The sequence below is a fragment of the Streptomyces triticirhizae genome, from assembly GCF_003696235.1.
In the GTDB taxonomy this organism is placed as follows: Bacteria; Actinomycetota; Actinomycetes; order Streptomycetales; family Streptomycetaceae; genus Streptomyces; species Streptomyces triticirhizae.
In genome coordinates, this window is record NZ_RFFJ01000048.1 from 1 (window position 1) to 21,300 (window position 21,300).

20 protein-coding genes are annotated in these 21,300 nt (G+C 74.1%); 5 read left to right on the plus strand and 15 right to left on the minus strand.

Translation table 11 applies throughout. The features are described 5' to 3' along the window. Together EBN88_RS11375 and tuf are read right to left on the minus strand one after the other, a co-directional pair. The coding region (locus EBN88_RS11375) for a spermidine synthase (protein ID WP_407703400.1) at positions 1 to 405 on the minus strand (405 nt) is incomplete at its 3' end. Positions 406 to 491: 86 nt separating this feature from the next. After that, positions 492 to 1,679: an elongation factor Tu gene (gene tuf / locus EBN88_RS11380; protein WP_122183715.1), complete on the minus strand. Its 1,188-nt coding sequence runs from the start codon at positions 1,677 to 1,679 to the stop codon at positions 492 to 494. Positions 1,680 to 2,126: 447 nt separating this feature from the next. Between tuf and EBN88_RS11385 the strand changes: the two genes are divergently transcribed. After that, positions 2,127 to 3,047, plus strand: coding sequence for an undecaprenyl-diphosphate phosphatase (locus EBN88_RS11385; RefSeq protein ID WP_122183716.1), 921 nt, complete (start codon positions 2,127 to 2,129; stop codon positions 3,045 to 3,047). Between the two features lie 45 nt (positions 3,048 to 3,092). On the opposite strand, the gene EBN88_RS11390 is transcribed toward EBN88_RS11385, so the two are convergent. The 6 genes from EBN88_RS11390 to EBN88_RS11415 form a co-directional block, all read right to left on the minus strand. Further along, positions 3,093 to 3,995: a Gfo/Idh/MocA family protein gene (locus tag EBN88_RS11390; RefSeq protein ID WP_122183717.1), complete on the minus strand. Its 903-nt coding sequence runs from the start codon at positions 3,993 to 3,995 to the stop codon at positions 3,093 to 3,095. Positions 3,996 to 4,197: 202 nt separating this feature from the next. Next, positions 4,198 to 4,878, minus strand: coding sequence for a uracil-DNA glycosylase (gene ung, locus EBN88_RS11395; RefSeq protein WP_122183718.1), 681 nt, complete (start codon positions 4,876 to 4,878; stop codon positions 4,198 to 4,200). A 101-nt stretch (positions 4,879 to 4,979) separates the two neighbouring features. Then, on the minus strand, positions 4,980 to 5,768 hold the full coding sequence (locus tag EBN88_RS11400; protein ID WP_233580601.1) for an SDR family oxidoreductase: 789 nt from the start codon (positions 5,766 to 5,768) through the stop codon (positions 4,980 to 4,982). After that, positions 5,761 to 6,525 carry a 3-oxoacyl-ACP reductase FabG gene (gene fabG / locus EBN88_RS11405; protein WP_122183720.1) on the minus strand — a complete coding sequence of 255 codons (765 nt, stop codon included), beginning with the start codon at positions 6,523 to 6,525 and terminating at the stop codon, positions 5,761 to 5,763. The genes EBN88_RS11400 and fabG overlap by 8 nt, the downstream gene beginning before the upstream one ends. A 136-nt stretch (positions 6,526 to 6,661) precedes the next feature. After that, complete coding sequence (locus tag EBN88_RS11410) at positions 6,662 to 7,063, minus strand: DUF3037 domain-containing protein (RefSeq protein ID WP_122183721.1); 402 nt, start codon at positions 7,061 to 7,063, stop codon at positions 6,662 to 6,664. Beyond that, the gene (locus tag EBN88_RS11415; RefSeq protein WP_122183722.1) at positions 7,060 to 7,905 is read right to left on the minus strand and encodes a HipA family kinase; all 846 of its coding nucleotides are present in this window, start codon (positions 7,903 to 7,905) and stop codon (positions 7,060 to 7,062) included. Before EBN88_RS11415 ends, EBN88_RS11410 begins: the two co-directional genes overlap by 4 nt. Before the next feature lie 296 nt (positions 7,906 to 8,201). Here EBN88_RS11415 and EBN88_RS11420 point away from each other — a divergent pair, with 296 nt between their 5' ends. Beyond that, positions 8,202 to 8,603 carry a Rieske (2Fe-2S) protein gene (locus tag EBN88_RS11420; protein WP_122183723.1) on the plus strand — a complete coding sequence of 134 codons (402 nt, stop codon included), beginning with the start codon at positions 8,202 to 8,204 and terminating at the stop codon, positions 8,601 to 8,603. A 96-nt stretch (positions 8,604 to 8,699) separates the two neighbouring features. Here the strand turns inward: EBN88_RS11420 and EBN88_RS11425 are convergent, their stop codons facing one another. From EBN88_RS11425 to EBN88_RS11440, 4 genes are all read right to left on the minus strand, one after another. Next, entirely contained in the window at positions 8,700 to 9,887 is a 1,188-nt protein-coding gene (locus EBN88_RS11425) for a glycoside hydrolase family 64 protein (protein WP_122183724.1), read from the minus strand. Positions 9,888 to 10,242: 355 nt separating this feature from the next. Beyond that, on the minus strand, positions 10,243 to 10,548 hold the full coding sequence (locus tag EBN88_RS11430) for a hypothetical protein (protein WP_122183725.1): 306 nt from the start codon (positions 10,546 to 10,548) through the stop codon (positions 10,243 to 10,245). 37 nt (positions 10,549 to 10,585) lie between these two features. Further along, positions 10,586 to 11,539, minus strand: a complete 954-nt coding sequence (locus EBN88_RS11435) for a LysR family transcriptional regulator (protein WP_122183726.1) — start codon at positions 11,537 to 11,539, stop codon at positions 10,586 to 10,588. 84 nt (positions 11,540 to 11,623) lie between these two features. After that, positions 11,624 to 12,955, minus strand: a complete 1,332-nt coding sequence (locus EBN88_RS11440) for an aminotransferase class I/II-fold pyridoxal phosphate-dependent enzyme (RefSeq protein WP_122183727.1) — start codon at positions 12,953 to 12,955, stop codon at positions 11,624 to 11,626. A 107-nt stretch (positions 12,956 to 13,062) separates the two neighbouring features. Between EBN88_RS11440 and EBN88_RS11445 the strand changes: the two genes are divergently transcribed. Both EBN88_RS11445 and EBN88_RS11450 read left to right on the plus strand, forming a co-directional pair. Beyond that, entirely contained in the window at positions 13,063 to 13,746 is a 684-nt protein-coding gene (locus EBN88_RS11445; RefSeq protein WP_122183728.1) for a pyridoxamine 5'-phosphate oxidase family protein, read from the plus strand. A 214-nt stretch (positions 13,747 to 13,960) separates the two neighbouring features. Then, positions 13,961 to 14,749 (plus strand): DUF4232 domain-containing protein, encoded by a 789-nt coding sequence (locus tag EBN88_RS11450; RefSeq protein ID WP_122183729.1) that lies wholly within the window; start codon positions 13,961 to 13,963, stop codon positions 14,747 to 14,749. A 166-nt stretch (positions 14,750 to 14,915) separates the two neighbouring features. Here EBN88_RS11450 and EBN88_RS11455 read toward each other — a convergent pair whose 3' ends face one another. Together EBN88_RS11455 and EBN88_RS11460 are read right to left on the minus strand one after the other, a co-directional pair. After that, entirely contained in the window at positions 14,916 to 15,704 is a 789-nt protein-coding gene (locus EBN88_RS11455) for a CPBP family intramembrane glutamic endopeptidase (protein WP_122183742.1), read from the minus strand. A 115-nt stretch (positions 15,705 to 15,819) separates the two neighbouring features. Next, the gene (locus EBN88_RS11460) at positions 15,820 to 17,307 is read right to left on the minus strand and encodes a glutamate--cysteine ligase family protein (RefSeq protein ID WP_122183730.1); all 1,488 of its coding nucleotides are present in this window, start codon (positions 17,305 to 17,307) and stop codon (positions 15,820 to 15,822) included. Between the two features lie 272 nt (positions 17,308 to 17,579). Here EBN88_RS11460 and EBN88_RS11465 point away from each other — a divergent pair, with 272 nt between their 5' ends. Further along, a complete protein-coding gene (locus tag EBN88_RS11465; protein ID WP_122183731.1) occupies positions 17,580 to 18,149 on the plus strand; it encodes a hypothetical protein in 570 nt (189 codons plus the stop codon). 88 nt (positions 18,150 to 18,237) lie between these two features. Here EBN88_RS11465 and gcvP read toward each other — a convergent pair whose 3' ends face one another. Next, positions 18,238 to 21,129 carry an aminomethyl-transferring glycine dehydrogenase gene (gene gcvP, locus EBN88_RS11470; protein WP_122183732.1) on the minus strand — a complete coding sequence of 964 codons (2,892 nt, stop codon included), beginning with the start codon at positions 21,127 to 21,129 and terminating at the stop codon, positions 18,238 to 18,240. Between the last annotated feature and the right edge of the window lie 171 nt (positions 21,130 to 21,300).

A 21,300-nucleotide genomic window follows, 5' to 3' on the forward strand; every position in this document is an offset into this window, starting at 1 on the left:
CGGCGCCGCGTCGACGGCCGCGCGGGCGTCGGCCACGGTCACCTCGATCCCGGCGCCGGGCGGCGGCGGCAGCGTCTCGGCGACCAGCGCGGCCAGCCGCCCGTCGCCCTCCACCACCCGCTGCGTCGAACCGGGCCGGGTGGCCGCCACATAGCGCGGCAGGGTCAGCGCCCCGCCGCCCAGGTGCAGCACCCGCAGCGGCGCCCCGGGCGGGGCGGCGGTGTCGACCACGTGCCCCAGCCGCCTGAGGTACTCGAACTCCAGGTGGGTGGGGTCGTCCAGGTCCAGATACGACTGCGGGGCGTCGTCGACGGTCAACAGCCAGGCCGCCGGCCGGTCCACGTCCGGCAGCAGCCGGGCGGTGCCCAGGTCCACGGCCCGCACCACGGGCGTCCGCTCGTCCATCCCGGCATGATGCCCCGGCCGGCCGGGCCGCCGCACGCCGGGTCGGCGTGCGGCGGCTCCGGGCGGCCCTGTCGGTGCGTGCCGTCTCAGTCCGGCAGCACCTCGGTGACGGTGCCGGCGCCCACGGTCCTGCCGCCCTCGCGGACGGCGAAGCCCAGGCCCGGCTCCAACGGGACGGGCGCGCCCAGGGTCACGGTCATCGAGACCCGCTCCCCCGGCAGCGCCACCGTGCTCCCGGCGGGGCCCCCGGGGAGCACGATGTCGCCGACCACGTCGGCCGTCCGCAGATAGAACTGCGGCCGGTAGCCGGTGGCGACCGGGGTGCGGCGCCCGCCCTCGGCCGCCGAGAGCAGATAGACCTCGGCGGCGAAGCGGCGGCCAGGCGTGACGCTCCCCGGCGCGGCGACCACCTGCCCGCGCCGCACCGCGTCGCGCGGCACCCCGCGCAGCAGCAGCGCCACGTTGTCCCCGGCCTGGCCCTCCGCCATCGGCTTGCCGAAGGTCTCCAGGCCGGTGACCACCGTCTCCAGGTCGGCGCCGAGCACCGCGACCCGGTCCCCGACGCGCACGGTGCCCCGCTCGATCGCGCCGGTGACCACGGTGCCCCGGCCCGTGATGGTCAGGGTGTTCTCCACCGGCAGCAGGAACGGCGCGTCCAGGTACCGCTCGGGCACCGGGACATGGCGGTCGACCGCGTCCAGCAGCGCGACGATCGAGTCGACCCAGCGCCGCTCGCCGCCCAGGGCGCCAAGGCCGGAGACCCGGACCACCGGCGTCTCCTCGCCCGGGTAGCCCTGGGCGGTGAGCAGCTCGCGCACCTCCAGCTCGACCAGGTCGGTCAGCTCGGGGTCGCCGGCGTCGGCCTTGTTGAGGGCGACCACGATGTGCCGCACGCCGACCTGACGGGCCAGCAGCACGTGCTCGGCGGTCTGCGGCATCACGCCGTCCACGGCGGAGACCACCAGGATCGCGCCGTCCAGCTGGGCGGCGCCGGTGATCATGTTCTTGACGTAGTCGGCGTGACCCGGCATGTCCACGTGCGCGTAGTGCCGGGTCGCGGTCTGGTACTCGACGTGGCTGAGGGTGATGGTGATCCCCCGGGCCGCCTCCTCCGGGGCGCGGTCGATCCGCTCGAAGGGGACGAAGGTGCCGGTGCCGAGGTCGCTGAGCACCCGGGTGATGGCCGCCGTCAACGTGGTCTTGCCGTGGTCGACATGGCCCATGGTGCCGATGTTGAGGTGGGGCTTGGTACGCGTGTACGCCTGCTTGGGCATGGCGAGTTCCCGGTTTCCTGGGTGAAGGTGAGGCCCCGGCCGGCGCGCGCGGCGCGCGTCCTCGGGTCGGGGCGTGGACCCCCGTCGTGCTCCGACCCTCCCCCTGCGGGGTCCACGGAGCGATCCGGGAAGGGTCAGCGTCGGGCGCCGTCGGCGACGGCCAGCGGCACGCCGGCGGCCGGCGTCGCGTCCGCGGGTGCGGACGGCGCGGCAGGGCCTGCGTACCGGAACATGACCCGTATGGTGGCGGATGCCGAGCCGGCCGTCGAACGGTTTTCTGATAGTCCAGACATCAGACACCCGGCGTTCACCGCTTGTTGCGGCACTCGCCTAAAGTGACCTCGCCCGTTCCACCCGCACACGTTGACCGCGCCCGGTCGCCGTCCGTCAGCCCGCCCGTTCTTCCGCCCGCCTCGTCGGCCTCTCCCAGGGATACGCGCTCAGTTCATGTCGTGGTTCGAATCAATCGTCCTCGGGCTGGTCCAGGGGCTGACGGAGTTTCTGCCCATCTCCTCCAGCGCCCATCTGCGGCTGGCCGCCGTGGCCGGCGGCTGGGAGGACCCGGGGGCCGCCTTCACCGCCGTCTGCCAGATCGGCACGGAACTGGCGGTGTTGATCTACTTCCGCAAGGACATCGCGCGGGTGGTGAGCGCCTGGTTCCGTTCGTTGACCGACCGCTCGGCCCGCTCCGATCCGGACGCGCGGATGGGGTGGCTGGTGATCATCGGCTCCATCCCGATCGGCGTGCTGGGGCTGACGCTCCAGGACGCGATCGAGGGGCCGTTCCGCGACCTGCGGCTGATCGCGGTCAACCTGATCGTGCTGGGGATCATCCTGGGCGTGGCCGACCGGATGGCGGCCAGGGACGCCGGCGGGGGCCGGCACCGCGCGGTCAGGCAGCGCAAGGAGTTGGACCAACTCACCGTCAGGGACGGCCTGTTGTACGGGCTCTGCCAGGCGATGGCGTTGGTACCCGGCGTCTCGCGCTCCGGAGCCACCATCACCGGCGGACTGTTCCTCGGCTACCGCAGGGAGGCGGCGGCGCGGTACTCGTTCCTGCTGGCGATCCCGGCCGTGCTCGCCTCCGGCGGCTACGAGCTGACGGAGATCGGCGGCGAGGACACCCATGTCTCCTGGGGGCCGACGATCCTGGCGACGGTGATCGCCTTCCTGGTGGGCTACGCGATCATCGCCTGGTTCATGCGGTGGATCAGCACGCGCAGCTTCATGCCGTTCGTCTGGTACCGGATCGGGGTGGGCGTGGTGCTGCTGGTGTTGATCTGGTTCGGGGTGGTGGAGCCGCACGCCGGCGAGGAGTTCGACACGCCGTCCGAGGTGACCACGGGCGAGCAGGCCGCCGGCTGGTGAGCCGGCTGGCCGTCGGCGGCGGTTCAGCGGGAGCGCGGCGGCGGTTCAGCGGCGGCCGGTGGCGTCGAGCACGACCCGTTCGCACAACTCGTGGGTGCGCAGGGCGTCCTGGGCGTCCAGGGTGTGGCCGGTCCGCACGGAGTGCAGGAAGGCGTCCACGGCCTGCTCGACGCCGCGCTGCCGCGCGACCGGCACCCAGTCGCCCCGGCGGCGGACGCTGGGCTGGCCCTTGTGGTCGATGACCTCGGCCAGGTTGCGCACCTCGCGCTTGGTGTCCTGTCCCGAGACCTCCAACACCTCCTCGGCCGAGCCCGAGAGGTGGTTCATCGCGCCGATCGCGGAGAAGCCCTCGCCCGACAGGTGCAGCACCACGTGGTGCAGCAGGCCGTCGCTGACCCGGCTGCTCAGGTGCACCTCGTCGATCGGGGCCGGGGCGAGGAAGCGCAGGGTGTCGACGACATGGATGAAGTCGTCGAAGACCATCCGGCGCGGGTCCTCGGGCAGGCCCCTGCGGTGCTTCTGGAGGATGATCAGGTCGCGCGGGCCCTCCAGACACTGCGCGTAGGCGGGCGCGAAGCGGCGGTTGAAGCCGACGGCGAGGCTGACGCCGAGCGTGTCGGCCAGCTCCACCAGCCGTCTGGCCTCGGGGAGTTGATCGGCCAGCGGCTTGTCGACATAGGTGGCTATGCCGGCGGTGAGCAGCTTGGTGACGATCTCGGGGTGGGTCGCCGTGGGCGTGTGCACGAAGGCCGCGTCCAGGCCGACGGACAGCAGGGAGCCCAGGTCGCGGTGGAGCGCCTCGGCCGGCAGCCGGTGGGTCGCGCCGACCCGCTCCAGGGTGGTCGCCGAGCGGGTGTGCAGGTGGAGGCTGACCTCGGGGCGGGTGCTGAGGACGGGCAGGTATGCCTTGTGGGCGATGTCCCCGAGCCCGATCACGCCGACCTTCACGGCAATGCTCCTCGGTGTAGGTGTGGGTGGTCCGCGCCCGCGCGTGGGCACGGGACCGGCAGCATACGCGGGCGCCCGCCGGCGCCGAACACCCCACCGGCACCCCGGTCCCACGCCGCCCCCGCCCCAACGCCCCGTCGGGCGCCGGGCGTCGGGGGCGACGCGGCGGCTGGCCAGGTCAACGGCTCAGGTCAACCTCAGGTCAACGGCTCAGGTCGGGAACGCGCCAGTCGATCGGGGCGTGCCCCTGGGCGGCGATGGCCTCGTTGATCTGGGTGAACGGGCGGGAGCCGAAGAACTTCCGCGCCGACAGCGGCGAGGGATGGGCGCCCTCGACCACCGCGTGCCGCGCGGTGTCGATCAGCGGGAGCTTCTTGCGGGCGTGGGCGCCCCAGAGGACGAAGACCGCCGGGTCCGGCCGGTCGGAGACGGCGCGGATCACCGCGTCGGTGAACCGCTCCCAGCCCTTGCCCTTGTGCGAGTTGGGCTCGCCGGCGCGCACCGTGAGCACCGCGTTGAGCAGCAGGACGCCCTGCCGGGCCCAGGGCATCAGATAGCCGTTGTCCGGGATGGGCAGGCCCAGCTCGGCGTGCAGCTCCTTGTAGATGTTGCGCAGCGAGGGCGGGATGCGCACCCCGGGCCGCACCGAGAAGCACAGGCCGTGGCCCTGCCCCTCGCCGTGGTACGGGTCCTGGCCCAGAACCAGCACCTTGACCTCGTCGAAGGGCGTCGCCTCCAGCGCCGCGAAGACCTCGTCCGCCGGCGGATAGACGGGCCCCGCGGCCCGCTCCTCCTCGACGAACGCGGTCAGCTCCTTGAAGTAGGGCTGGTCCAGCTCCTCGCCCAGCACCTTCTGCCAGGAGTCGGGCAGCTTGTCGTTCACGTCCCACAACCTCCGAGGTCACGCGGTGAGTTGACCGCGCCGCCGGTGCGACGCGGTGTGGCTCACAACGTACCGTCCGGCACTGACAGCGGCGGTGACTCTCAGCCGAGGCCGGCGTTGAGCCGGACGCCGCCGTCGATCACCAGCGTCTGGCCGGTGATCCAGGAGGACTCGGGGGAGGTGAGGAAGGCGACGGCGGACGCCACGTCCTCCGGCACGCCCAGCCGCCGCAGCGGGTAACCGGCCGCTATTCGCTCCTCGTTGCCCTCGTAGAGCGGGCCGGCGAACCGGGTCTTGACCACGGCGGGCGCCACCGCGTTGACCCGGACCGCCGGGGCCATCTCCTGGGCCAGCTGCTCGGTCAGGTTGATCAGGGCGGCCTTGGTGACGCCGTAGCCGCCGAGGAACGGCGTGGCGCCCAGCCCCGCGATCGAGGAGACGTTGACCACCGTGCCGCCGTGCTCGCGCTGCCAGGCCGACCAGGCGCCCCGGGCGAAGCCGAAGGCGGAGAGCACGTTGATCTCGAAGACCTTGGCCAGCAGCGCCGGTTCGACCTCGGTGAGCGGGCCGAACGCCGGGTTGCTCCCCGCGTTGTTCACCAGGTGGTCCAGGCGGCCCCAGGCCGTCATCACGCGCTCGACGACCTCGGCCTGGTGCGCCGGGTCGTGCGCCTTGCCCGCCACGCCCATGGCGCGCGGGCCCAACTCGGCGACGGCCTCGGCCAGTCGCTCCTGGTCGCGCCCGGTGACGCAGACCCGGTCGCCCCGGGCGATCAGCGCCCTGGCCACGCCGAACCCGATGCCCCGGCTGCCGCCGGTGACGACGGCGACCCGCGCCCCGTCCCGCCCCTCCTCGCGCGCGCCGCGCGCCCCACCGCCGGCGTCAGTCAAGGGGACCACCCGCCACATAGAGCACCTGGCCCGAGACGAAGCCGGCGGCCTCGCTCGCGAAGAACGCGATGGCGTGCGCGACGTCCGCCGGCTGACCGACCCGGCGCACCGGGATCTGCTCGGCGGCGGCCCGCTGGAACTCGTCGAACGGCACGCCGACCCGGTCGGCGGTGGCCGACGTCATGTCGGTGGCGATGAACCCGGGCGCCACCGCGTTGACCGTGACGCCGAACTTGCCCAGCTCGATGGCGAGGGTCTTGGTGAAGCCCTGGAGGCCCGCCTTGGCCGCCGCGTAGTTGGCCTGCCCCCGGTTCCCCAGGGCGGAGCTGGAGGAGAGGTTGACGATCCGGCCGAACCCGGCCTCCACCATGTGTGCCTGGCAGGCGCGGGACATCAGGAACGCGCCCCGCAGGTGGACGTTCATCACCGTGTCCCAGTCCGCCTCGCTCATCTTGAACAGCAGGTTGTCCCGCAGGACGCCCGCGTTGTTCACCAGGACCCCCGGCGGGCCCAGCCGCTCGGCGACCTCGGCCACGGCGGCCCGCACCGCGTCCGCGTCCGAGACGTCGCAGCCGACGGCGAGGGCGGTGCCGCCGGCCGCCTCGATGGCGGCGACCGTCTCGCCGCCGGCCTCCCGGGTCAGGTCGAGCACGGCGACCCGGTGGCCGTCGGCGGCCAGCCGCGCGGCGGTGGCGGCCCCGATGCCCCGGGCCGCGCCGGTCACCAGCGCGACGCGCTGCTGCGTGGTGGTGGTCATGTCGGTCGCTCTCCTCGCCGTCGAGTGATGCGCTCGTCGTGAACGCCGTCGTTCACGCGCTACCGAGAAGTAACTACCACCCGGCACTGACACAACGGAACCCCGCCCCCGCGATTCCGCGCCGGGGACGGCCGCCTCAGCGCACCAGGAGGGTCAGCAGCCGCTCCAGCTCGGCGTCCGGGTCGGCGGTCAACCCGCTGTGCACCGGGCCCGGTTGGACCACGGTGCTGCGCGGCGCGATCAGCCAGCGGAACCGGCGCCCGGCCTCGTCGCCGGCCGCGGCCCCGGCCTCGGGACCGCCGTCGCAGACCCGCTCGACGGCGCGCAGCGCGGCGCGCACGCCGGCCACGTCCGCCGTCGGGTCGAGCGCCAGCAGCCGCCCGGTGTCCAGGTGGGTGCGGGCGGCCAGGAAGGAGCGGGGGCGCGAGTAGAGCAGCACGCCCGCGTTGATCGCCTCGCCGCGCTCCACGCGGGGCACCACGCGCAGCACGGCGTACTCGAAGACGGCGCGGTCGGCGGCGTTCGGCTGCGGCGTCATCGGCCCGCTCCCCCGGTCCTGCCGGCCTCGGCCGCCTCGGGCCGGCCGGTGAGCCAGCCGGGCGCGCCTGAGCCCCGGCGTTCGGTTCTGGCGCCCAGCTCGACGCGCTCGCCGATCGTGGCCGCCCGCGTGAGCAGCGTGTCCCGGTAGGCGGCGCGCAGCGCGTCCGGGTGGTCGAGCCCCGGCTCGGGCGCCAGCCAGGCGTCGGGCACCTCGGCGAGCACCGCGTCCAGCAGCTCGGCGGTGACCAGCGGCGCCAACGCGGCGTCCGCGCCCGCCACATCGGGCCCGACCGGCGCGAGCGCGTGGTCGGCGGCGGCGAAGCCCCGGGCCGCCGAGGCGGCGGCCGAGGGCCAGTTGTGGTGCCAGATCAGCGCGGCGCCATGGTCGATCAGCCACAACTCGCCGTGCCAGACCAGCAGGTTGGGGTTGCGCCAGGAGCGGTCCACGTTGTTGACCAGCGCGTCGAACCAGACGACCCGGCCGGCCTCGACGGGGTCGACGCGGTAGGCCAGCGGGTCGAAGCCGATGGAGCCCGGCAGGTAGTCCATCCCGAGGTTGGTGCCGGCGCTCGCCCTGAGCAGCTCCTGTACCTCCTGGTCCGGCTCGGCCAGCCCGATCACCGGGTCGAGCCCGATCAGGACCAGCTCCGGCACCCGCAGCCCGAGCCGCCGGGCCAGCCCGCCGCAGACCACCTCGGAGACCAGCGACTTGGGGCCCTGGCCGGCGCCGGTGAACTTCATGACATAGGTCCCCAGATCGTCCGCCTCGACGATGCCGGGCAACGAGCCGCCCTCCCGCAGCGGGGTCACATAGCGGGTGGCGAGGACTTCGCGGAGCATGGCCGTAGGGTATCCGGCGCGGCGGCGGAGCCGAGCGGCGCGCTGCGGCTCCTCGCCGTCCACGGCGGGACGGTGAGCCAGGGCGTCGTCGGTCCTGACGCCGACGAGGTGGAACGGCTGGCCTCGCCAGCCCGCCGGGAACGGCCCGCACGATCCCGGGAATCCGTGAGGCGGTCCGGAAATCCGTGAGGCGCTGAGGCGGAGGCCGTTCCTCCGCTACTCTCGCCCGACGGCCGGGTGGGCGGCGGGGCGCGTTCCGCCGTGGCCCGGTGGGGTCGTTTCCGAGAGGAGTTCAGATGAACGGTCCGACCACCACACGGAGGACGGCGGTGCTGGCCGGCGCCGCCGGGCTCGCGGCGGTGGGGCTGGCGGGCTGCGGTACCGAGGACGGTGGCTCGGGTGACGGGGGCGGCGAGGAGTTGGCGCCGACCTCGGACATCCCGGTGGGCGGCGGGAAGATCCTCTCCGACCACCAGCTGGTGGTGACCCAGCCAGCCGAGGGCGAGTTCGTGGCGTTCTCGGCGATCTGCACCCACCAGGGCTGCGCGGTCTCGCAGGTGGACGAGGACGGCATCCTGTGCACCTGCCACGGCAGCCGCTTCGCGCTGGAGGACGGCGCGGTGCTGGAGGGCCCGGCCACCGAGCCGCTGCCCGAGGAGCCGATCACGGTCGAGGGCGAGTCGATCCTGCGTGGCTGAGGCGCCACCAGTCAGCACGCGCCGCGCTCCCGGCGCTCTGGCCGTTTGGCCCGAACGCCGGGAGCGGTTCGGTTCACCGTGAGTCGTTCGGCCGGCTCACTCGTAGGGCGTCAACGTCATGAACGCCTCCGCCGGGTCGCCGTCGTGCACCAGCGACTCGTGGGCGCCGACATCGTCGAACGCGAACGCGTACGCCTTGCCGTCCACCATCTGCTCGTGGATCACCCGGGCGTAGTGGTTGGTGACCGGGTCCTGGTAGAAGTTCGAGTTGTCCGGGTCGGGCTGCTCGGAGTTGGTCAGCAGCGTCGACCGGTTGAACCCGGCGCACAGGGTGCGCGACAGCGGCCCCCTGACCTGGTCGTTGGGCGCGTCCAGCTCCTTGTGGCAGCCGAAGACGCTGTCGGAGTCCGGCTTGTTGAAGCTGGTGACGACCTGCCCGGAGCCGTCGGTGAAGTTCATGACGCCGCCGGAGACCGTGCCGTAGTACTTGGTGTCCGGCTCGTGCGAGATCGGCGTGACCGTCAGGGTGTTGGAGGAATAGTGCTCCCACACCCGGTCGATGTAGTCGCTCATGGCGTCGGCGGGGACGTCGCCGGTGCCGACGCCGTGGCCGGGCGAGAGCACCCGCAGCGGGGTGCCGTCCGGGCCGTTGTGGACCAGGTCGCCCCAGCCGGCCTCGCGCACCCCGTCGAAGACGGCGCTGTAGCCGCCGGGCTTCAACTCGCCGGTGGTCCGCACCGCGCCGCCCTGCTCGCGCACGCCGACGGTGTAGGGCGCGGTGAACATGTCGACCTGGGTGCTGTTGATCCACAGGCCGGCGTCGTTGAGCGTGTACTCGGACCAGTTGAAGAGGATGTCCCGGTTCGGGTCGTCCGGGTTCTGTACGGCGGGCTGCACCAGGCCGTCGGGGGTGAGGGAGAAGTGCAGCTTCTCGCCGACGGAGAAGTAGATCCGTCCGGAGAACTTGGGCATCTGGATGGTCAACGTCTCGCCGTCGGCGGGGCCTTCGATCGAGGCGTCGGGCGCGGGGGTCGGTGGGTTGCCCCCGGCGGGCCACGCGTGGAAGGCGCCGTCGGCGTCGGCGTAGCCCAACTGGCCGCTGCTCAGCTCGGTTCCGAGGTTGTAGATGTAGACGGGTTCGCCCCGGCCCGAGTTGTTGGTGATGGTCAGCGGGATGGTGTCGGGAACGGCCTCGGCCTCGGGCGCCGGGCCCGAGACGATCAGGCCCGTCGCGACGGCGATGCTGGCGGCGGCGGCCACCAGGACTGTCCGCAAGCGGAACACCGGGTCCTCCTTGTTCGGCTGGATGAACGCGCGTCCGGCGTGCTGCGGCGCGCGGGGACGGGCGGCTCCAGCCGGTCCCACGGCTGGTCCCGACCGCCACTGTCCCGCGCCGGGGACCAACGCACCCGGGCGCGTGGGGGGTTGTGAACAACGCTCCCAGTGGGGGTGAGAGCGCTCTCACGTTCTCGTACAGGTCTGTACCTGTCAATAGTTTGGGGCCGGGCGCGGCCGTTGGGGACGGGCACGGCGCGGGCGCCCGACCCGACCGAACGTTTCCCCGTCGACGCGCGTTCTCCGCCGGGGGCGGGGAGTTGGGCGGGGCGCGGAACGTCGGGCGGCGAGGGCGGTCGCGCGGCTACGGCAGCGGCGGGGTCGCCGGCTGGGGGCCGTGCCCGGCGAGATAGAGCCGCAGGGCGCACTGGTCCTCGGCCTCGACGAAGACCCGCCGGCCCCAGTGGGCGCTCAGGCGGTGCGCGACGTCGACCAGTCGCCGGCGTTCCTCCGGCGAGTACGCGGGGAACCTGACCCAGCCGCGCTCGGCGATGACGTTGCCGAGGTCGTGGAGGAACACCGCCCGCACGCGCCGCTCCTCCTCCTCGGTCAGCGGCGTGGTGCCGCCCTCCGGCGGCTGCGCGCGCACGTTGTACAGGTCGCGGATCACTGGCCCCTCACCCCTCATCCGGTCCGTTCGGACGAGGCTACGGAACGGCCGGGGGCCGGGGCGCCGCATCCGGTGGCGCCGGGGCCGCGTCCTCGGCGGCCGGGGCGGCCGCGCGGAGGGCCGCCACGGCCGCGCGGATCGAGGGGCGGCCGCCGGAGCCCTCCCGCCAGACCGCGTACACCCGCCGGGTGATCGTGCCACGCACGGGGATCAACGCGACCCCGTCGGGGACCGGCGTCCGCCCCAGGCGCGGCGCCACGGCCACGCCCAAGCCGGCGGCGATCAGGGCGAGTTGGGTGTGGTGCTCGGCGGCCGTGTGGACCACCCTGGGCTCGATCCCCCGGCCGCGCAGCGTGAACATCAGCCAGTCGTGGCAGATGGCGCCGGGCGGCCACGAGACCCAGTTCTCGTCGGCGAGGTCGTCCAGGTCCAACTCGGCGCGGTCGGCGAGCGGGTGGCCGGCCGGCAGCGCGACGTCCGCCACGTCGTCGAAGAGCGGGCGCCGGCTGAGGCCGCCGGGCAGGGCCAGCGGTCGGTTGTACCAGTCGAGCACCACGGCCAGGTCGATGTCGCCGCGCGCCAGCACGGTGAGGGCCGCCTCCGGCTCCATCTCCCGCAGCATGGGGCGCAGTTGGGGGTGCTCGCCGCGCAGCGCGGCCAGCGCGGCCGGGAAGAGCCCGCGCGCGGCGGTCGCGAACGCGCCGACCCGCAGCTCGCCGACCGCCTGCCCGCGCTGGGCCTCCAGGTCGGCGTGGGCCAACTCGACCTGGCCGAGGATGCGTTCGGCGTGGTCGGCCAGCAGGCGGCCGGCGTCGGTGAGCCGGATGCCGCGCCCGTTCCTGGCCAACAGCCGCTGGCCGGTCTCCCGTTCGAGCTTGGCGAGCTGCTGCGAGACGGCGGAGGTGGTCACGCGCAGCGCGAGGGCGGCGCCGCTGACGGAGCCGTGGTTGCGCACGGCGTGGAGCACCCTCAGCCGGTCGATGTTCAACACCTCAGCGATGCTACACAGTCCATCGCCCCTCCCCTCAGCAGCGCTTGATTCCGACCGTGGCGCATGTCCGCGTCTCCCCTCAGCTCAGCCGAACCGGTGCCCGGCGGCCGGGCGGGCGGCGTCGGCCACTGCGGTGGCCAGCGGCTCCACCTCGGCCTCGGCCAGGGTCACGACGGTGAGCCTGATCCCCTGCGGCGAGGCCACCCGGAACCGCGCGCCGGGGGCCACCGCCCAGCCGGCGCGCAGCAGTTGGGCGACGGCCCGGGTCTCGTCGGGGACCGGAACCCAGACGTTGAGCCCGCTGCGGCCCCTGGCCTCGACGCCGCGTTCGGCCAGCGCGCGCAACAACCGGTCCCTGCGGGCGTCGTAGGTCGCGGCGACGCGCGCCGCGTCAACGGCGCCGGTGCGCCACAGGTGGGCGACGATCCGCTGGAGCAGCAGGCTGACCCAGCCGGGCCCGAGCCGCTGCCGGCCGCGCACCCGGTCGACGGTGGTGCGGTCCCCGGTGAACGCGGCGACCCGCAGGTCGGGGCCGTGCGACTTGGCCAACGAGTGGATCTCGACCCAGCGTTCGGTGCTGCCGACCACCGGGTTCAGGGGCGCGGAGACGATGCCGCGCCCGTGGTCGTCCTCGATCACCAGCGTCTGGGGGTGCTCGGCGAACAGGGCGCGCAACTCCCTGGCGCGCGCCGGCGTGACCGCCGCGCCCGTCGGATTCTGCGCGCGGGCGGTCACCACCACCGCGCGTGCGCCGGCGCGCAGGGCCTCGGCCACCGCCTCCGGGCGGGGGCCCTCGTCGTCGAGGCGGCACGGCACGGGGCGCAGGCCGAGCGCGGCGACCAGGTCCAACAGCGCGGCCCAGCCGGGGTCCTCGACGGCGACGGCGTCGCCGGGGCGGAGCCAGGCCAGCAGCACGCGTTCGATGGTGTCCAGCGCGCCGGAGGCGACCCCGACCGGCCCCGGGGGAACGCCGTCGGCGTCGAACCTGGCCCGCGCCAGCACCGCCAACTCCTCGTCCACGGCGGCCTCGCCGTAGAGCACGGGGGCCCTCCGGCCGCGCTTCGCGGCCTCGGCGAGCGCCTCGGCCAGCGGCGGCAGCAGGGCGGGGTCGGGGTTGCCCTGGGAGATGTCCCGGGTGCCCGGCGGGAGGTCGAACGGCATGGCCTCGCGGGGGCTGCTGGCGGGCCTGGCGCGCACCCGGCTGCCGCGCCGGCCGGCCGTCTCGATCACCCCGCGCTCCCGCAGGGCGCGGTAGGCGGCGGCCACGGTGTTGGCGTTGACCCCCAGTTCGGCGGCCAACTCCCGCTGCGGCGGCAGGACATGGCCCGGGGCGAGGGCGCCGTCGCCGACGGCCCGCTCGATGCTCGCGGCGATCTCGGCGGCGCCCCGCCCGCTGATCCGATATGCTCCTAGCACAAAGCAGAGTTTGCACTAGGGCAAACTCCCGCGTCAAGTTCCCTTCACCGCCGTCCACCCGCCGTTCTCGCCAGACGAGAACCCGAAGATCCTTGAGGAGCGAGGACATGTCCGCCACGACCGCCGACGCCACGGCCGGGCCGCCGCTCGGCAGCTATCCCCCCGCCGCGTCGACCACCCCCACCCGGGCCAGGGAACGGGTCACCTACGACCGGGCGTTGGTCCACTCCATCCTGGACGCGGCCTACCTGTGCCACCTGGGCTTCGTCGCCGACGGCAGGCCCGTCGTCCTGCCGACGCTCTACGCCAGGGACGGCGAGCGGCTCTATCTCCACGGCTCCACCGGGGCGCGGGCACTGCGCCACGACGGGCTGCCGGTCTGCGTCACCGTCACCCATGTGGACGGACTCGTTCTGGCCAAGTCCGCGTTCCACCACTCGATCAACTACCGCTCGGTGGTGGTGCACGGCACCGCGCGCCGGGTGACCGACCCGGCGCGGGCCAGGGCGGCGCTGGACTCGCTGGTGAACGCGGTGGTGCCGGGGCGGGCGGAGGACTGCCGGCCGGCCAACGCCAAGGAGCTGGCGGCCACCGCCGTGCTGGAGCTGGACCTGGCCGAGGTCTCGGCGAAGGTTCGCGTGGGCGGCCCCCACGACGACCCGGCCGACCTGGAACTGCCGCACTGGAGTGGGGTGGTGCCGGTGCGGACGGTCAACGGGACCCCGCTGCCGGCCGAGGACGACGGCACGCGCCCCGAACTGCCGCGCTATCTGCGGGAGTTCGTCGCCTGAGCTGGCGGGCGGCTGACGGGCGTCGGGAGGCCGGACCGGGGTGGGTGACGGGGGTGGGCGGCGGGGAGGGGTAAGGAAGGCGCCGGCGTACGTGCGGCCGTGGGCGCCGGTCCCGCGCTTCCCCGCGCCCCCGGACGGAGGAACCCCGGATGGCGGTCGAACGTCGGACCAGGTGCACTCCTCCGCATCCAGCCGAATCCCTCCGGAGGACACGATGACCCCGACGAGTCCCACACCCCCGAAGACCCCGATCACCGCGACAGATCCGATCACCTCCCAGACCCCCACGACCCCCACCACCCCGCCGCGGAGGTCCCCGCTCCGCCGGACCCACCGCGCACGTCTCGCCCTCGGCGCCGCCCTCGCCTTCTTCGGCCTGCTCGCGGCCGGCTGCTCGGAGGGCGGCGGGAGCGGGGACACGGCCGAGCGCGTCGCGGCCTCGGCCGACGACCAGTCCGACGCCCGGCCCCAGGCGGGCGCGGAGGAGCGGGACGCCACCGAGCGGCCCGGCACCGAGGACGCGGACGGCGCGGACGGTGAACGCGCCGACGCCGCCGAGGAGTCGGCGCCGGCTGCCGACTGGTGCGCCCCCGAGTCCCTGTCCGCCTCGCTGACCCCGCTGGACTCCGGCGCGGGGAACCGCTACGCGGCCCTGACCCTCACCAACGTCTCGGACGCCGACTGCCGCACCCAGGGCTGGCCCGGTCTTGAGCTGGCGGACGACGACGGCGACGCCCTGCCCACGACCACGGTCAGGGACACCTCGCGGGAGGCCGACCAGCTGACCCTGGCCCCCGGCGAGAGCGCCTGGGCCCAGCTGCGCTGGACGGTGGTGGCCGGCGAGGAGGACGCGGCGGACGGCACCTGCGGTCCTGAGCCGGCCGAGCTGCGGGTCATACCCCCGGACACCTACGACGCCACGGCGGCCGACTGGGCCGGGGGCACCGTCTGCGGCGCCGGGCGCATCGAGGCGCTGCCGCTGGCGGCGGGCGAGGGGCCCTGAGTCCGGCCACCCGCCACGGCTCCACCCGTTGACGCGGCCCGGCCTCCTCGGTCTCCCGGCCGCGTCAACGGGCCCGGCGGGGACGCGCGTTGGGCCGGCGCGCCTCGCGGCCGAACGCCCGCAACGCGCTGGCCTCGCACTGGCCTCGCGCTGGCCGGGGAGCCGGTCAGGGCGTGGGCAGCCAGTCCACCCGCCCGGCCAGCAGCCCGTAGCCGACGAAGGCCACGATGTCGATCAGCGCGTGGGCGACCACCAGCGGCATCACCCGGCCCCAACGCCGGTAGAGCCAGACGAAGATCACGCCCATCGCCACGTTGCCGAAGAAGCCGCCGATGCCCTGGTAGAGGTGATACGTCCCGCGCAACAGCGCGCTGGCCGCCAGCGAGCCCGTCGCGCTCCAGCCGAGCTGGTCCAGCCGCCGCAGCAGGAAGCCCACCACGATGACCTCCTCCACCACCGAGTTCTGCACGGCGGAGGCGATCAGCACGGGGTACTTCCACCAGACCTCGGGCAGCGACTCGGGCACCACCGTGAGGTTGGCGCCAGCCGCGTGCGCGCCCAGGTAGAGCGCCAGCCCGCTGCCGCCGATGCCGGCGGCGACCACGGCCCCCCAGGGAAGGTCGAAGCGGGGCCGCGTCAGGTCGAAACCGATCAGCCGCAGCCCTCGTTGGCCCGGGCTTCCGTCGGGGCCGCCGCCGTAGCCGTACTCCCGCAGCAGCAGATGGGCCACCAGCAGCACCGGCACCAGCGCCGTGGAGATGGAGACCAACTGCCAGGCCAGATCCAGCCAGGGGCGGTCGGGGGCGCGCGAGGTGTTGAGGTTGGCCGCCTGTTCGCTGAGCCCGCCGGGGCGGGTGACCACCCCGGCGAAGCTGACCAGCGCGCGCACGGCGCTCGCGCCGAGCGAGACGCCGAGCACCAGCAGCAGCTCGTGGCGCAGGGCGCGCGCCGGCAGCGCGCACGGCGCGGGGTCCGGGGCTGGGGTGGCCGCCCGGCCGTCGTCACGCGTGAGCCGCACTCCGTCTCCCGTCCGGCGCGCGACCGCCACCGGCGCGCGCCGGCCCGCGCCGTCAGGGCTGCGTCGGCCAGTCGTGCACGGGGGTGTCGGTCCGCGCCAGTTCGCAGTACCGCCGCACGACGCCCCTGAGGGCCGTCGCCCGGTCCTTTCCGTCCGCCACCAACTGGTGGTAGACGGAAGTCTGCCAGTCCGCTCCGGTGACCCCGCGCCGGCACCGCCCCTCGATCACCGCGAGACAGCGGTCCCGGTCGGAGGCGTTGACGCCCCAGGCGTCCAGGCCGGCGGCGGCCAGCGGCAGCAGGGTCTCCTCGATCAGCTCGGCGGCCGGCAGTTCCCGGCTGCCGTTCGGCCCCGGCCAGCGCAGCCGGGCGCCGAGGCCGTGCCGGCAGGCGGCGTCGAAGTTCCGCTCGGCCTCGGCGAACGGCAGCCGCTCCCACACCGGTTCCGGCTCGTCGGCCAGTGCCCGCACCAGCCCGTAGTAGAAGGCCCCGTTGGCGATGGTGTCGGTGACGGTGGGGCCGGTGGACAGCACGCGGTTCTCCACCCGCAGGTGCGGAACGCCGTCGACGACGGCGTAGACCGGGCGGTTCCATCGATAGACCGTGCCGTTGTGGAGCGCCAGTTCGCCGAGCGCGGGGGCGCCGCCGGCCGCGAGTACCGCCTGTGGGTCCTCGTCGCCCAGCAGCGGCAGCAGCGCGGGGAAGTAGCGGACGTTCTCCTCGAAGAGGTCGAGCGCCGAGGCGATCCAGCGCTCGCCGAACCAGGTGCGCGGGCGCACCCCCTGCGCGGCCAGCTCCGGCGGGCGGTCGTCCGTGGCCTGGAGGAAGAAGATCGGCCGCGACTCGCGCCACAGTTCACGCCCGAAGACGAACGGCGCGTTGGCGCCCACCGCCACCTGCGCCGCGAGCACGGCCTGCGCGGCGTTCCACGCCGGCGCGAAGCGCTCGGGCGTGACCTGGAGGTGGTACTGCACCGAGGTGCACGCGGACTCGGGGGCTATCGAGTCGAAGGTGCTGGTCAGCCGCTCGGCGCCGTCGATGTCCAGCTGGATCGACTCGCCGCGCGCGGCCATGATCTGGTCGTTGAGCAGGGTGTAGCGGTCCCCGAGCGAGAGGCTGCCCGGGACCATCTGCTCGGCGGCGATGGTGGGCAGGACCCCGGTCATCACGACCTGGGCGCCGAATTCTCCGGCCATTCGGTCGGCGTACCGCAACGCGATACGCAACTCCTCGGCCATGTCCTCGAACACACCGCCGCCCAGCTCGCGCGGCGACATATTCAGTTCGATCGTGAATTTTCCCAGCTCACTCTGGAAATCCCGGGTCGCCATTCGGCCAAGAACTTCCGCGTTGACCATTCGCGGTGACCCGTCGGAATCGGCCAGGCAGAGTTCGACCTCCATGCCGACCCGGTCCCTCGGCCCGTGGAACCGCCCCTCGGCGAGAAGCGTCGCCAGCGCGTCGAGACAGGCGTGGAGCCGGTCCCTGAACCGCCCTCGGGCGGCGAGGTCGAACCGGTCAGCCGCGACCTTCTCCCCCATGGGGCACCTCCTGCGTCGAGGGACGGGCGCCCTCGATCCTGCCCACGTCACGCCGGAGATAACACGCAACGTGAGGCTCAGGCCCCACGGCGGGGGCATATTCCGTTGGCAAGACAACGGTCGGAACGCCCGTTTTGGCGGCCGGATTTACCCTTGCCGAAACACTGCGGTAAGGCTAGTGGAAACAATCCGCAATCCAGCATCGTATAAAATCGCGGGACGGCGTGTCTCCTATTAGAGGCGACCTACTCCAAAGCGAGAGGCGACCCATCATGCCCCTGAGCATCCCCCAGGTTCCCGCGACGGTCGAGCGCACGATCGACGAAGCTCTGCGCTCCGCCGCCGTTCCCGCCCCCCGCAGGCTCCGGTTCGACCGTGGCGCGCTGCGTCCCACCCTGCCGCTGCCGGTCCACCGCCTGGAGCGGCTGACCGCGCCGGCGGAGCCGCCCACGGCCCGGCTGACCGGCTGGCGTTATCTCCTCGCCCAGGACGGTCTGTCCGTGGGCACCGCCGAGTGCCAGGTCACCGCGGACGGTTGGGCGTTCTCGCACTTCGGCGAGGGCCCCTACATCGCCTCCACCGAGCGCGCGCTCCGGCTCGCGGAGGAGCAGCGCGCGCGGTACCAGCCCCGGCTGCTCTCCGTTCCCGAGCTGTACATGCTGACGCTCTGGCTGTACCCGGACGAGGCGGCGGACCCCGCCGAGGGCAGCCCCTCAGGGGACGACCTGCTGATCCCGCTCGCGCCGGCGCCGCCGGGGATCGCGGCCGAGCGGCTGATCACCGTGGACGCGCTGGTGGCGCTGGTCGCCAACCGCCTCGCCCCGCTGGGCCTGGCCAGTTGAGCGACGCGCCGTAACGCTTTCCACCGCCGGGGGCGGCCGGGCATCGCGCCCGACCGCCCCCGGCGCCGTGTGCGTTACCCGGCGGACGCTACTCGGCCAGCTCCTCGATGGGCGGGCAGGAGCAGACCAGGTTCCGGTCCCCGAAGGCGCCGTCGATCCGGCGCACCGGCGGCCAGTACTTGCCGTCCCGGGACAGCTCGCCCGGGTAGACGGCCTCCCGCCGCGTGTAGGGGTGCGGCCAGTCGCCGGTCAACTCCTCGGCCGGGTGGGGGGCGTTGACCAGCGGGTTGTCGTCGGCCGGCCACTCGCCCGAGGCGACCCGGTCGATCTCCCCACGGATCGCGATCATCGCATCGCAGAACCGGTCGAGTTCCGTCAGGTCCTCGCTCTCGGTGGGCTCGATCATCAGCGTGCCCGCGACCGGGAACGACATGGTCGGCGCGTGGAAGCCGTAGTCGACCAGCCGCTTGGCGACGTCGTCGATGGTGACCCCGGTCGCCTTGGTGAGCGGCCGCACATCGATCACGCACTCGTGCGCGACCAGCCCGCCGGGCCCGGTGTAGAGCACGGGGTAGTGCGGCTCCAGCCGCCTGGCCACGTAGTTGGCGCTGAGCACGGCGACCTGGGTGGCGCGGCGCAGCCCGGCGGCGCCCATCAGCCGCACATACGCCCACGAGATCGGCAGGATGCCGGCGGAGCCCCAGGGCGCCGCCGAGACCGGCCCGGAACCCTCGGGACCCGCGCTCGGCTGCCCCGGGTGCCCCGGCAGATACGGCGCCAGATGGGCGCGCACGGCGACCGGGCCCACGCCGGGGCCGCCCCCGCCGTGCGGGATGCAGAAGGTCTTGTGCAGGTTGAGGTGGGAGACGTCCGCGCCGAAACGGCCCGGCTTGGCCAGCCCCACCAGGGCGTTGAGGTTGGCGCCGTCCACGTAGACCTGGCCGCCAGCGTCGTGCACGGCGGCGCAGATCTCGCCGATGCGCTCCTCGAACACGCCGTGCGTGGACGGGTAGGTCACCATGAGCACGGCCAACTCGTCGCGGTGCTTGGCGATCTTCGCCTCAAGGTCGGCGACGTCCACGTCCCCGCTCTCGCTGGTGGCCACGACCACCACCCGCATCCCGGCCAGCACCGCGCTCGCCGCGTTGGTGCCGTGCGCCGAGGACGGGATCAGGCAAACGGTGCGCTGCTCCTGCCCGTTGGCGCGGTGGTGGGCGCGGACCGCGAGCAGCCCCGCCAGTTCGCCCTGGGAGCCGGCGTTGGGCTGGAGCGAGACCGCGTCATAGCCGGTGATCTCGGCCAGCCGGTCCTCCAGTTCGCGGATCAGCGCCAGATAGCCCTCGGCCTGGTCGAGCGGCGCGAACGGGTGCAGCCCCGCGAACTCCGGCCAGGTGATCGCGGCCATCTCCGCCGTCGCGTTGAGCTTCATCGTGCAGGAGCCGAGCGGGATCATGCCCCGGTCCAGCGCGTAGTCCCGGTCGGCCAGCCGCCGCAGATAGCGCAGCATCGCCGTCTCGGAGCGGTGGGCGTGGAAGACCGGGTGCGTCAGGTACTCGTCCTCGCGCAGCAGCCCGGCCGGCAGCGCGTCGGGCACCCGGGCGTCCAGCCCGTCGATGTCGGCGGCGGTGGCGGGCACGCCGAACGCGGCCCAGACGGCGGCCAGATCGTCCCGTCCCGTGGTCTCGTCGCAGGCCACGCCGACGCGGTCGGCGTCGACCTGGCGCAGGTTGACCCCGGCGGCGCGGGCGGCGGCCACCACATCGGCGGCCCGGCCCGGCACCCGCGCGGTGACGGTGTCGAAGAACGCCTCGTGGGCCACCTCGACGCCGCCCTCCCGCAGCCCGGCCGCCAGCAGCGCCGCCAGGCGGTGGGTGCGGCGGGCGATGGCGGCCAGCCCCTCGGGCCCGTGGTAGACGGCGTAGAGGCCGGCCATCACGGCGAGCAGCACCTGGGCGGTGCAGATGTTGCTGGTGGCCCGCTCGCGGCGGATGTGCTGCTCCCTGGTCTGGAGCGCCAGCCGGTAGGCGGGCCTGCCGGCCGCGTCCCGGGAGACGCCGACCAGCCGGCCGGGGAGGTTCCTGGCGTACTCCTCGCGCACGGACATGTAGCCGGCGTGCGGCCCGCCGAAGGCCATGGGAACGCCGAACCGCTGGCTGCTGCCGACCGCGATGTCGGCGCCCAGCGTCCCCGGCGAGGCGAGCACGGTCAGCGCCAGCAGGTCGGCGGCGACGGTGACCACGGCGCCCAGCTCGTGCGCCCGCTCGATCAGCGCGCGCGGGTCGCGCACGGCGCCCGAGGCGCCCGGGTACTGGAGCAGGACCCCGAACACCCCGCGTTCGACGGCCTCTTCGGGGATGCCCTCGCTCAGGTCGGCGACCAGCACCTCGACGCCGGTCGGCTCGGCGCGGGTGCGCACCACGGCAATGGTCTGCGGCAGGCAGTCGGCGTCCACCAGGAAGACCCCGCCCGCCTTCCGCGTCACGCGCCGGGCCAGGGCCATCGCCTCGGCCGCCGCCGTGCCCTCGTCGAGCAGCGAGGCGCCGGCCGTCGGCAGCCCGGTGAGGTCGGCGACCACGGTCTGGAAGTTGAGCAGCGCCTCCAGCCGGCCCTGGGAGATCTCCGGCTGGTAGGGCGTGTAGGCGGTGTACCAGGCCGGGTTCTCCAGCACGTTGCGCTGGATCACCGGCGGGGTGAAGGTGCCGTGGTAGCCGAGCCCGATCATGGAGCGGGCCACGGTGTTCCGCCCGGCCAGCGCGCGCAGCTCGGCCAGCACGGCCGCCTCGTCCAGCGGATCGGGCAGGTCCAGGGCCTCGGTGTGGCGGATCGCCTCCGGCACGGCGGCTGCGGTCAGCTCGTCCAGGGAGCCGAAGCCCACCTGCGCCAGCATCTTGGCCACGGCGCCCCGGTCGGGCCCGATGTGCCGGTCGGCGAAGGGGGTGCCCTGCTCCAGGGCGGTCAGCGGGGTCGGATGCGCGGTCATCGTGGAGGCTCCTTGGGCCGTGGGCGACCTACGGGCGCCAGGCAACACCGCCTGACTGCCTCCCCCTCTGTCATACGACCTGAGAGCTTCGCCCCGCGCCACCGCGCCGGACTTGCACCGTCGGTGAGGGCGACCGGGGAACAACGCTCCGCCGCCGCCCTGCTTTCCAGA